At 71.1% G+C, this 12,194-nt stretch carries 9 protein-coding genes; 5 read left to right on the top strand and 4 right to left on the bottom strand.

The window, feature by feature from the left end:
* Positions 1-108: 108 nt before the first annotated feature.
* Positions 109-1,221 carry a pyridoxal-phosphate dependent enzyme gene (locus tag ACFWV8_RS30385; RefSeq protein ID WP_384211119.1) on the bottom strand — a complete coding sequence of 371 codons (1,113 nt, stop codon included), beginning with the start codon at positions 1,219-1,221 and terminating at the stop codon, positions 109-111.
* 156 nt (positions 1,222-1,377) lie between these two features.
* Here ACFWV8_RS30385 and ACFWV8_RS30380 point away from each other — a divergent pair, with 156 nt between their 5' ends.
* The 5 genes from ACFWV8_RS30380 to ACFWV8_RS30360 all read left to right on the top strand — a co-directional run bounded on the left by ACFWV8_RS30380 (position 1,378) and on the right by ACFWV8_RS30360 (position 6,282).
* Positions 1,378-2,130 (top strand): GntR family transcriptional regulator, encoded by a 753-nt coding sequence (locus ACFWV8_RS30380; RefSeq protein ID WP_384211116.1) that lies wholly within the window; start codon positions 1,378-1,380, stop codon positions 2,128-2,130.
* Positions 2,131-2,396: 266 nt separating this feature from the next.
* A complete protein-coding gene (locus tag ACFWV8_RS30375; protein ID WP_384211113.1) occupies positions 2,397-2,576 on the top strand; it encodes an SPOR domain-containing protein in 180 nt (59 codons plus the stop codon).
* A gap of 66 nt (positions 2,577-2,642) precedes the next feature.
* Complete coding sequence (locus tag ACFWV8_RS30370) at positions 2,643-3,062, top strand: NUDIX domain-containing protein (RefSeq protein WP_384211111.1); 420 nt, start codon at positions 2,643-2,645, stop codon at positions 3,060-3,062.
* 89 nt (positions 3,063-3,151) lie between these two features.
* Positions 3,152-3,577, top strand: coding sequence for an ATP-binding protein (locus ACFWV8_RS30365; RefSeq protein WP_329382155.1), 426 nt, complete (start codon positions 3,152-3,154; stop codon positions 3,575-3,577).
* Between the two features lie 146 nt (positions 3,578-3,723).
* A complete protein-coding gene (locus ACFWV8_RS30360; protein WP_384211105.1) occupies positions 3,724-6,282 on the top strand; it encodes a SpoIIE family protein phosphatase in 2,559 nt (852 codons plus the stop codon).
* Between the two features lie 95 nt (positions 6,283-6,377).
* Here the strand turns inward: ACFWV8_RS30360 and ACFWV8_RS30355 are convergent, their stop codons facing one another.
* The 3 genes from ACFWV8_RS30355 to ACFWV8_RS30345 form a co-directional block, all read right to left on the bottom strand.
* Positions 6,378-8,435, bottom strand: coding sequence for a TPM domain-containing protein (locus ACFWV8_RS30355; RefSeq protein WP_384211122.1), 2,058 nt, complete (start codon positions 8,433-8,435; stop codon positions 6,378-6,380).
* A 202-nt stretch (positions 8,436-8,637) separates the two neighbouring features.
* Positions 8,638-10,131: a glucoamylase family protein gene (locus tag ACFWV8_RS30350; RefSeq protein WP_384211099.1), complete on the bottom strand. Its 1,494-nt coding sequence runs from the start codon at positions 10,129-10,131 to the stop codon at positions 8,638-8,640.
* A 176-nt stretch (positions 10,132-10,307) separates the two neighbouring features.
* Positions 10,308-12,155, bottom strand: coding sequence for a glycoside hydrolase (locus ACFWV8_RS30345; RefSeq protein ID WP_384211094.1), 1,848 nt, complete (start codon positions 12,153-12,155; stop codon positions 10,308-10,310).
* Positions 12,156-12,194 lie beyond the last annotated feature (39 nt).

Here is a 12,194-nt window from a genome sequence, read left to right as displayed (position 1 = left end):
CCACAGGAAACCACCCTGCGGGCACTTCGGCGCCTTGCGATGCACCGCACCAGACGCCCCGGGCTATCCGCGAAGATCCACCGGACAGGACCTAGACGGGGCGCGTCGTCAGGTGGCGAGGCCCGTCTTGGCCCCCGCGCCGCACAGCGGGACGGTCACGGTGCGATCGGTCCACTCGCCGACTGCCGCCCAGCAGGCGACGCCGGTCGACTCGACGAAGAGACCGCGCGACGCCAACTCCCGCTGTGCCGCGCGGATCTGATCCTCGGTCACGGTGACGAAGGTCCCGCCCGATTCGCGTACCGCCCGCAGGATCTGGCGGGCGCGTGGTGGCCGCGGGATGGCGATGCCTTCGGCGAGGGTGGACGCCGGGGGCTTGAGCGTGCCGGGGAATCCGGTGCCGAGGTCGTCCTCCCCCGCGTGGAAGGCGGCGGCCAGCGGTGAGACGGCCTCGGCCTGGACGGCGACCAACTGGGGGCGCTCCGCGATCAGTCCGTGCGCGTGGAGTTCGGCGGTCGCGAGCGAGGCGCCGAGCAGCAGGGTGCCGTTGCCGACGGGGACGGCGATCGCCTCGGGGAGGCTGCCGCCGAGGTCCTCCCAGAGCTCGTACACGTATGTCTTCGTGCCGTGCAGGAAGTACGGGTTGTAGACATGGCTCGCGTAGAACGTGCCCGCTTCGCCGGCCGCGGCGCGGGCGGCTCGCGCGGTGGCCTCCCGGTCGCCCTTCACGCGTTCGAGGCGGGCGCCGTGGGCGCGGATCTGCTCGGTCTTCTGCGGTGACGTGGACTCCGGGACGTACACGGTGCAACTCAGCCCGGCCCGTGCGCAGTACGCGGCGACGGCCGTCCCCGCGTTACCGCTGCTGTCGGCGACGACACGGTGGACGCGCTCCGGTCCCAGCCGCAGGGCCAGTTCGGCCAGCATCACCGCGCCCCGGTCCTTGAAGGATAGGGTCGGCATCAGGAAGTCGAGCTTCGCGGAGACGGTGGGTGTCATCGGAACCAGCGGCGTACGGCCCTCGCCGAGAGACACCGCCCTTGTCGGAATCGGCAGCGCCTCCTCGTACCGCCACAGCGAATTCACGCGCCGCCCCAGGGAGTTGAGGGGAACGGGCGATGCGCTGAACTCCAGGTCCCAGGGGCCGCCGCACTCGGGGCAGCACCAAGGGGCCGATTCGACGGCGGCGCGTGTGCCGTCGACCGGGCAGAGGTACGTCGTCATGCGACCAGCATGACAGGCCGGGCGACAGCGGCAGGCGGCAAAGCTCCTGCGTACACCGCCCCTTGTCACTTCATGTGAAAGTCTGGCCTATGCTTGCGGTCAACAACCAACGGTTGCCAGGGTGTTGCTGTCTGTCAACTTGTTGGGAGTGAGCCTGTGGCTTTCGGTGAGCAGCCGGCCTATCTGCGTGTCGCCAGTGATCTTCGGCAGAAAATCGTCGATGGCGCTCTGCCGCCGAACACCCGGCTGCCGTCCCAGGCCCGGATCCGCGAGGAGTACGGGGTCTCGGACACGGTCGCTCTCGAAGCACGCAAGGTGCTGATGGCGGAGGGGCTCGTCGAGGGCCGTTCCGGCTCGGGCACCTACGTCCGTGAGAGGCCCGTCCCGCGCCGTATCGCCCGCTCCGGGTACCGGCCGCCGTCCGGCGCCAACCCCTTCCGGCAGGAGCAGGCCGAGGAAGGGGTGCGCGGCACGTGGGAGTCGAGCAGCGAACGCGACGAGGTGGCTCCGGAGATCGCGGAACGGCTCGGCATACAGCCGGGCGACCCCGCGATGCGTACGCGCTACGTCTTCAGGGACGCGGGGGAGCCGATGATGCTCTCCACCTCGTGGGAGCCCCTGGAGGTCACGGGACGCACACCGGTGATGCTTCCGGAGGACGGGCCGCTCGGGGGCTGCGGGGTCGTGGAGCGGATGGCGGCCATCGGGGTCGTGGTGGACAACGTGGTGGAGGAGATCGGCGCGCGCCCGGGGCTTGCGGAGGAGCTCCTGTTGCTCGGCGGTGTGCCCGGCCATGTGGTGATGGTCCTGGAGCGGACGTACTACGCGTCCGGCCGCGCGGTCGAGACGGCGGACGTGGTCGTCCCGGCGGACCGCTACCGCCTCGCCTATCACCTTCCGGTCAGATGACGATCGTATGACAACCGGTCGATCCGAGCGCCGGCCCGGCGGTCCGGTACGGTGGTGTGCCGCCTCAACAGGGCGTCGTACGCCGGGAGATGGCGCGCGACGGCCCGGGTCCGCCCCTGGAGCCCCGAATCTTCTTGGCCAGATGTGTACCTCTTTGTGTAAACGCGCATCCGCTGAGTGAAGGTCAGGCGTAGGCTCGGGCATATGCGGATTGGGGTTTCCAGCAGATCGCCCGAGTGGTGTGGACCGTTGGCGGGAGGGGCGCGATGAGCGACAGCGGTGCTGTGCTGCCCTGGCTGGTCATACGTCAGGACGACAACGGGAATCGGTACCGCGTGGGCAGGTACGCCACGAAGGACGAGGCGCAGAAGACCGTCGACAGCCTCGATATCAAGGGTCACAAGCAGCTCTACTGGGTCGAGCGCCTCCAGCAGACCGGCCGCTGACCTCGCGGGCTCCGGACCGCGGCCCCTCGTCGAGCCAGTGCCGACGGCCGCGTTACGATCCGGCCCATGAGTGACGGCGGAGCTGCAACGGTCTTGATCGACACGGTCGCGTGGGTCCGGCTGGAGCAGGGCAGGATCCTCTGTGCCCGCTCCCGCGGGAAGGATGTCTTCTACATCCCCGGGGGTAAGCGCGAAGGCGCGGAGACCGATCTGGAGACCCTGGTGCGTGAGGTCGAGGAGGAGCTGGCCGTGGCCGTCCTCCCGGCCACCGCGGCCCATCTGGGCACGTACGAGGCCCAGGCCCACGGTCAGCCCGACGGCGTTCTCGTCCGGATGAGCTGCTACTCCGGCGAGTACCGGGGCACGCCGGCCGCCACGAACGAGATCGAGGAGATCAGCTGGCTCTCCTACGGCGACCGGGCCCGTGTGGCCCCCGTCGACCAGCTTCTCTTCGACGACCTCAGGGCCTCGGGCGAGCTGGCATGACCCTCCGTCAAGATAGATCTTCTTCGATTCCGGGTATGTGCTGATAAACCCTCCCATAAGGGGCATGGGTTCGCTGTCAGTCTGGAGAAGTGGTCGGCTTGATCGAGGCGGAGAGTACCTACGCCGAGTGGACCTTCCCCGCCGAGCCGGATGCCGTACGTACCGCACGCCACGCGGTACGCGATGCCCTCGGCGGCTGGCTGCTCGACCACTCTGTTCGTGATACGGCCGTCCTGCTGGTCAGTGAGCTGGCCACCAATTCCCTGCGGTACACACCGGGGCCGATCGGTGTCAGGCTGGCTGTCGTCCCGTTGGGCCCCGCGGACCTCACCGGTGCCGCGCTGCTGGTGGAGGTGTCCGATCCGCTCCCCGAACCGCCGACCGCACGGTCCGCCGGCCCCGACGACGAAGGGGGTCGCGGGCTCCAGCTCGTCGCGTGCTCGGCCCGGCGGTGGGGTACACGCCGGGGGAAGACGGGTAAGACGGTGTGGTTCGAGCTGCCGCTCCCTGGTTAGGAGTGTTGAGGGACAACGATCACGTTGGTCTCGGCTCAAAAAGAACGAGACTGTGCTGTGATCGTGAACGCCGTACCAGTCAGGGCCGTAGTGCTGAATACTGCGGGGATGGCCGGTCCGGTGCGTGAGCTGGAGGGGACGGTCGCGTGAGCGAGATATCTGGAACGGCGGACGACGTCGTGTGGCAGAGCAGTCCGCCTGGCTCGATCTATGACTACATAAAGGTCGCTTCCTTCTCGATCGGGCCCGACGGGCTGGTCGACCAGTGGAGTCTGCGAGCCGCTGAGCTGTTCGGAATCACTCCGGACGAGGTCAGGGGCAAGGACCCGGTGGAGGTGTTCGTACCCTCCGACCTCCGTACCCGTGGGCACCGCAAGATCGCGGAGATCCTCGACGGCAAGGAGTGGACCGGGCTCGTCCCGTTCCAGGTGCCCGGCGAACGTGGCGTGCACGGCCTCGCCGAGGTCTATGTGATGCCCAGCGAGACCGAGAGCGGCGAACGGGCCGCGCTCTGCATCGTCGTGGACGTCCGCGCCCTGCGCCGGATCGAAACGGAACTCGCCTCTTCGCAGGCGATTTTCGGTCAATCTCCCTTTGGCTTCGTGCTGTTCGGCACGGACCTCACCGTCCAGCGGGCGAACCAGCGCTTCGCCGCCGTCTTCGGCGGCTCGGCGGACGAGCACCGGGGCCGCACGGTCCACGACTATCTCTCCCGCCCCGAGGCGGACCGGCTGAACGCCTCCCTCAAGCGGGTCCTGGCGACCGGCGAATCCGCCACCGACATCCAGATCGTCGGCGTCACCCCGGGCGGCAAGGAACGCCGCCATTGGTCCATCAACCTGTACCGCGTCCTCAGCGGAGCCGGCCGTACGATCGGGGTCGCCGGTCTCGGCAGTGACGTCACCCGTCGTCAGATCGCCGCGCGCGAGGCCGCGAGCGCCCGCCGCAATCTCGCGATCCTGAACGAGGCGAGCGCGCGGATAGGCAACTCCCTCGACCTGGAGACCACGGCCAGGGAACTCCTCGACGTTTCCGTCCCCGGCTTCTGCGACCTCGCGTCCGTCGACCTCTACCAGGGGCTGCTCACCGGGGAGGAGGCCCCGCCGGGACGCGGCGGCTCCTCCGGCCCCGATTCAGGCGGTGGCAGCGCCGCCCTGCGACGGGTCGCCGTCGCCAGCGCCGTCGCCGACGCGCCCCTGCTCGGAGCCGACCTGACGGGCGGAGGCGCGGTCGAGTCCCCGTCGGCCGGCGCCGTCCACCGGTATCCCTTCAACTCGCCCTGCGCCAACGCCCTGCGTACCGGCCGGGTCCAGACGGTGCCCGGCGGGCCCGGCAGCCTCATCCAGTCCACCTTCGCCGTGCCGATGGTCGCGCACGACACCGTGGTGGGACTCGCCCAGTTCTCCAGGACCAAGGGCAGCGAGCCCTTCGGGGAGCGGGACCGCGCCCTCGCCGTGGAGCTCGCCGCGCGCGCCGCCGTCTGTATCGACAACGCCCGCCTCTACCGGAGGGAGCACGAACGCGCGCTGATACTCCAGCGCAGTCTGCTTCCGCCCGGCGATCCCGAGGCCGCCGGGCTCGACATAGCGTGCCGCTATCTGCCGGGCAACACCGCCACCGAGGTGGGCGGAGACTGGTTCGACGTCATCGAACTGCCCGGACACCGGACCGCCCTGGTCGTCGGCGACGTGATGGGACGGGGGCTGCGCGCCGCCGTCGCCATGGGTGAACTCCGCACGGCTGTACGCACCCTGGCACTGCTCGACCTGGAGCCCGCCGAGGTCCTCTCCGCGCTGGACGAGATCGCGCGCGGCCTCGGCACACCGAGCGGCGCCCAGCAGGCCTCCCGTGTCGCCCACAAGTCGCGGGACGCCGATCTCTCCGAGGTGTATCTCGCGACCTGCGTCTACGCCGTCTACGACCCGGTCACCCGCCGCTGCACCTTCGCCAACGCCGGTCATCCCCCTCCTGTGCTCGTCGAGCCGGGCGAGGAGGCGCTGCTCCTGGACGTACCGCCAGGGATGCCCCTCGGCGTCGGTGGAGAGCCCTTCGAGCAGGTCGAGGTCGACCTTCCCGAGGACGCGCTGCTCGCGCTCTACACGGACGGTCTCGTCGAGTCGCGCGACCATCCGATCGACGAAGGGCTGACGGCTTTCCGGCGGGCGCTGACCAGTCCCGTACGGCCCCTGGAAGACGTCTGCGACCACGTGCTCAACACGCTCGACACCCGGCACGGCGAGGACGACATAGCGCTGCTGATGGCCCGCATACAGGGCCTGCCCACCGAGGCGGTCGGCGACTGGCAACTGCCGCGCGAGCCGCGCTCCGTCGGCCGCGCCCGCGAGGTCGCCCGCGCGCAGCTCCACTCCTGGGGCCTCGAACCGCTGGTGGACACCGTCGAACTGCTCGTCAGCGAACTGGTCACCAACGCCATGCGCTACGGCGAGGGCGAGATCCGGCTGCGGCTGCTCCGCGACCGCACGCTGGTCTGCGAGGTGTGGGACGCGGGTCTCGTACAACCGCGCAGGCGACGCGCGCGCGACACCGACGAGGGAGGGCGCGGGCTCCAGCTGGTCGGCCTGCTCAGCGCCGCCTGGGGGTCGCGCCGCACCCCCCGGGGGAAAACGGTCTGGTTCGAACTCGCCCTGCCCGACGGGGACTCGACGACGGAGCCCAGCGTCGAACAGCTCCTCAGCATGTTCTGACCCGGCGGGCGCCCCCCACTCCGGCCGGGTCACGGGAAGACGCCGGCCGGACGGCGGGCTGCTCCTCCGTCGCCCGATGGACCGGGGGAGTCGCGTCAGAAACGGCCGCCGCCGCTCATACGGCCGCGGGTGCCGGCGCCTCCGAAAACGCCAGGACCGGCATCACGACCGTCACCGTCACCGCCGCCATCACCGTCACCGGACCGGCCGCCGAGGATGATTCCGCCGAGCACGGCACCGCCGAGCCCGTTTCCCACTCCTGCCCCTGACCCCGCCCCTGTCGCACCGCCCGGACCGGACCGGCTCCCGAACGAGCGCACATCCTGCTCGGCGAGGTTCTGCGCCTGCCTCGCGAGAGCGTCCGCGTGCTGGGCCTCGGCCAGCGCGCCCCGCGCGTCGCCCAGCTCCGTCAGAGTCCCGGCCTGGTCGAGCCTCCGCTCCGCCTCCGCGAGCCGCGTGCGGGCTTCGCCGCCCACCGCACCCCGACGCGTCGCGATGTAGCCGTCCGCCGCGCCGACCGCCGAGCGTGCGCCGAGCGACGCCCGGTCGAGCAGCGCCGGTGTACGGCGTCCCTCCGCCTCGCCCTCGCCCTCGCGCGCGCCCGCGAGGGCCTCGTCCAGCACCGCGTCCGCCTCCTCGGTCCTGCGCAGGGCGTCCATCGGATCAAGTGGCCCGGCGGCCTGTTCCTGCCGCACGTCGGCGATCACCGCCTCGGCGCGCGCGATCCGCCCCTCAAGATCCGCCGTGGGTGTGCCTTCCTCCATGCCTTCGAGCAGGCCGCGCGCGTCCGCCAGATCGGTCTCCAAGTCGGTCAGCGAGCCCGGGAACTCGCCGGCCGCCTCGGCGAGTTCGAGAGCGCGCCGCTCCACGGCCTCGACCAGGATCGCCGCCTGCCCGATGGCGCTCTCCGCCGCACGGACATATACGGCCGCGGCTCCGTCGTCGCCCGCCTCGATCGAGCGGCGCGCGTCGTCCAGGCCGGCCGTCGCGAACACCAGCCGGTCGTCGGCCTGTTCGACAGCGTCCCCGACGGGCGCGGACGCCGACTCCGCGTACCGCTCCCGCATCGCGGTGAGAGTGGCGGCGGCCGTGACGCTTCTGCCGCTCAGCTCCCGGAACCCGGCCTCGGCGGTGGTCAGCGCCTGCGGCGCGGCGCGCTCCCTCGCGCGCAGCCGGTCGAAGTCCCCCGATTCGGCGTCCAGTCGGCCGTTGGCGTCCGTACACCGGGCGACGATCTCGTCCAGCATGCGGCGCCGGGCGCGGTCGTCCTCCGGGAACGCGTCGTCCAGCTGCAGACGCAGCCGGAAGGCGGACGCCAGCTCCCCCTTCGCGTAGGCCACGGAGTCTTGGAACGGTCGCGTCGCCTCCTCCCCGAACTGCGCCGTGGCGAAGCCGAGTTCCTCCTCGCTGGTGCGCACGGCGTCGTCGGTCTCGACGAGCACCTGTCCCGCCCTTCGATCGAGCTCCGGCAGCGGTGTCCGCGGCGAAGGACCCGCGACTCCCCAGGTCTCCTTGCCACCGTGCAGCGTCGTACGGCTCCAGGCACGGTGCCTGCCCTTGATGTAGCTGTAGGCGGCGAGAGCCGCGGCCCCGCCCACCAGGACAACAGGAAGGACGAGCGCGCTGCCCGCCCGGTTGGAGGCGGCCTCGCGGCCAGGGTCCACCGGGCCGGAAGAGATGGCGGGCGTGGGGATGGGCGTGCCGGCCGCTGCCGCGCGGATGCCGTCGGCCGCGCCGATCGCGGCTCCCGCCCAGTCGTTCCGGTGGAGAGCGGGTTCCACAGCGGTCCTCGCCACGTTCGCGAGCCTGTCCTCGGTAAGAGGGGAGTCGGCCGCGGCGGCGTACGCGTACCGCCGGTCATGCGTGGCGACGGCGAGCAGGATGTCGTCGCGGCCGAGACGGTTCCGCCCGGCGGTCGCGGCGGCCCAGCTCTCTCCGGTTCTGCCGGAGAAGTCACGCACGTAGACGACGAAGAGATGGATACGGGCATCCCGGTACAGCCGGTCGAGCGATGCTGTCACCGCCCGCTGCCGGCCGTCGAGCGCACCGACCTTGTCGGTGATCTGTCCCTGATGCGAAAGGGTGACGGGATCCTCGGCGCGCGCGTCGGGCGAGACGGCGGGCATCAGCAGCCACCCGGCCGTCAGCAGCATGGCCAGGAGGCTCCGGCCGGCTGTTCGAGTCCGGTTACGGCGTACTGTCCGCGTCACATTTTGGAGGCTATGTCCGGCCTCGGTGGTCCGCGACCGGACTGCCGACCCCGCGCGGACGCCCGAAGCGCCGGGCTCGGTGCCGTTCCGGCCGGCGCCGCACGCGGGGCGGCGCCGGCCGGCCCTTCGGGATCCGGCGCGGGAATCAGATGCTGAAGCGCTCCTTGGCCAGCATCGGACGGATACGCGAAGCGAAACCGCCGGTGCGGAAGGGGCGCTGCAGCAGACCGGGGCGCAGTTCCTGGGCGAGCGCGGCGGCGATCATGCCCTGATCCAGGGCGAGAGCGGAGCTGCTGACGTGGCCGCTCCCCACATTGACCGAGTCGCGGAAGCCGAAGCCGTCCTCGTACGCGCCGAAGTCCGCCGCGATGGACTTGAGGTTGGCGAGGGCTTCCGACCGGGCGTAGGGCAGGGCGAGGAAGGAGGCGTGCGGGGTCACGACCCCGTTGGTGTAGGCGGAGGCGGGCGGCAGCGGCTCACCGTGCGTGACATAGGTGCGGTCGGTGTTCGAGGCGTATCCGTCGATGTTCATGCCGATCGCGTCCACGCCGTACTCCTGGTAACCACCTTCGGGCACCTCGGCGGGGGAGAACCCCCAGTAGCCGTATTCCGCCTCCTCCAGGCCGTGCTCGATCTGGGAGCGGACGAATCGGCGGTGGGTGGTGCCCCATGAGCGGGGTGACCACTCCGGCTCGGGCACGAACAGCGGCACCATCAGGGCTTCGAACATCGAGCCGCCCCAGGTCGGGACCAGTTTGCGGCCCCGGTAGGTGTAGTGCCCCTGGAAGAGCCGGACGCCGTCGACGGTGTCGTACGCCCCGCCGGGCGGCTGCTCCTGACCGTGCTCGGGGAGCATCGTGCGGAACATGTGCCAGTAGTGGTCCGAGGGAAGGCTGCCGTCGGCGATGCCCAGGTAACTGGCCATGCGGGGCTCGGTGTTGAGCGCTCCGTAGTGGTGGCCGGTGGGCTCGCCGGTGTCGGTCCAGAAACCGCCCCGGAGCTGGCCGGGGTTGGCCACCGGGTCCCCGGCGTCGTACGGGGTGTAGTAGTACGACCAGTCGGCGGTGGCCAGCAGCTTGCCGACCCGGCGGCGCAGCCGGCTGTCCGCGTCGGCGGCGATGAGCAGGCCGGTCACGAGCCAGGCGTTGTCGACCGAGGAGAGGAAGGGACGGACCGGGTCGCCGGTGCCCGGCCAGTTGGTGAGCACCGAGCCGTCGTGGGCGTCGTACCAGTTGAGCCAGAAGCCGTGGTGGCGTTCGAGCTTCTCGACGGCCGTGAGGGCCCGGTCGAGGCGGCGGTGCATGGTGTCCTCGTCGATGACGCCGAGTCCGGCGGCGGCGACCGTGGACCAGAGCCCGCAGCCGATGTTGGTCGGCGAGGTGTTCTGGGAGGGGACCGGCCCGCCCGGTGCGTCGAGGTTGATCTTGTCGGCGGCGAGACCGATGTCGGTGGTCATCGCCTCGATCGAGTGATACGTGTCGCGGAACCAGCGGCGCAGCAGCGGTGTATCAGAGGCGTGAGCGGCACGAGCAGGCGACGCGACCGCGGTCGGCGCGGACACGGCGGGTGTGGCGAGGGCGCCGAGGGACAGGGCGGTGGCCCCTGTTCCCGCGGCGGCGAGAAATGTACGACGGTCCATGAGAGTCCAGCTCCCCTTGGCAGATGTGGAGTGGTGGCCAGGTTCGGTGCCTGGGCCAGGTCTTTTGGCCGCCGCCATGGCCGGAGTAATGGGCGGAGGGGCCGGCCATGGCGGCGGTGTCGGTACGGGGACCGACGGCGGTCAGGTGCCGCCGGTCCCCGGGACTGTGGGCGCGCTCAGGTGCGGACGAGGCGCAGGAAGCGGATACCGGGGTTGGGCAGCGGCACGGTCAGCGTGGCCGTGCCCGCGTCGTCGGCGACCAGGGGCCCGAAGGGCTCCACCGGCAGCTCGTCGGCGGCCCGCAGCTTCGCCCACTGGGGCTCGTCCGGCCAGTCGCCGCCGTTGAGGTCGTTCCAGACGGCCTGGATGTTGGCGTGTTCCTCGTCGACCCGGCGGGAGAGGGCGGTGTAACCGGAGCCCGGCCGAAGTCCGGTGACCCGCACGGTCGCCGTGCGGTCCAGCGGCGCGGAGCCGTCGATCTTGGACTGGTCGAGCGTGCCGTTCCAGACCAGGACGTCGACGGTGGTGCTGTCGTCGGCGCGGGTGGCCAGGGACTCCACCAGCGCCTCGGCGCCGTCGCCCGTGACCACGGCGGGGATCCGCCCTCCGGCCAGCTGGGAGAGGAGATAGAGCGCCCAGAAGCGCGGCTTGCGCAGATTGCCGACCGTGAGGAGACCGAATCCGCCGTGGAAGAGGCGGGGCGGCCAGCCCAGTTCCTCGAACTGGTCGGAGGCGACCCAGTAGGCGAGCGCGTCGGTCGACGACAGGGCGCTCTTCATACCGCGCAGGATGAACGGAGCGGCGAAGACGGAGTCGCTGACCCGGTGGAAATGGGTGGGGGTGACACCCCACTCGGTCCACAGGATCTCCGGCTCGGGGCGTCCGGTCGCCTCCGCGAACGCGCGCGTCATCGGACGGAAGTCGAGCGGGGCGTTGCCGTAGGTGTGGGTGGAGACGAAGTCGACGGGTACGTCGCGCTCCTGGCAGTACTCAAGAAAGGCGCCGACCCAGCCGGCCGCGGCGGACGACGGGCCGCCGACCCTGATCCGCTCGTCGACACCCTTCACGGCGCGGACGGCGACCTCGTAGAGCAGGTGGTAGTCGTCCTGGGTGCCGTTCCAGAAGACCTCCAGATTGGCCTCGTTCCAGACCTCGAACTCCCAGCCCGCCACGGTGTCCTTGCCGTACCGGTCCTGGAGGTGGACGGTCACCTCGCGGCAGAGGTCGCCCCAGTGCTCCCACACGGCGGGCCTGGACACCAGAGCCCGGTAGTCGAAGACGGTGTAGTCCGGGTCGGCGGCCAGCTCCTTCGGCATGAAGGAGAGTTCGACGACGGGCTGGAGACCGGTCGCCAGGAACCGGTCGTAGACCGCGTCCAGGCCGGAGAAGTCGAAGGAGCCGTCCGGCTGGACGGTGAGTGTCTCCGGGAGGAAGGTGCCGTGCGCCCGCACGGAGCGGACGCCGATCTCGTCGCGGACGATCTCCAGGGCACGGGCGTACTCCTTCGCGACGTCCGAGCCGCCCGCGCCCGGCTTGTCCCAGGCCAGCAGGGAGAAGTGCTCGGCGCCGATCATCCTGTTCCAGACGCCGGGGAGAGGAGTGGCGGGTGCGGCGGCGTCCACCGTGACGGTGACCGGGGCGGGGCCTGAGCCGGCGGGCTCGGCGCGGCCGGAGGCCGCCTGCGAGAGGGCGCCGGCTCTGCCGTCGGACCAGGTCGCCACCTTGTAGTGGTAGACGCGTCCGGGCTCGGCGAGGGTGTCGGCGTACGGCGGATGGGGTACGGCGAGCACGTCGCCGCCGAGGTGGTCGAGCGGTTCGTAGGGGCCGTCGGCGGACTCGGCGCGGTGGACGAGATAGCCGAGCGCGCCCGCCACCGGTTGCCAGGTCAGCAGCACATGGCCGGTGCCGTCCTCGGCGGACAGGCCGACGGGGGCGGGGAGTTCCCCGATGCCGGTGAGCCGCTGATCGCTGGGCTTCCCGATACGGGTCTCCCAGTCGGCGCGAGCGGTGGACTTCTCGGTCATGTCGGTACAAACCTTTTCGTCGATGAGTGCGCGGCGGTA

The sequence above is a fragment of the Streptomyces sp. NPDC058665 genome, from assembly GCF_042714995.1.
Taxonomy (GTDB): Bacteria; Actinomycetota; Actinomycetes; order Streptomycetales; family Streptomycetaceae; genus Streptomyces.
The sequence above is the reverse complement of the archived record's forward strand: the minus strand, read 5'-3'. Positions and strand labels throughout refer to the sequence as shown.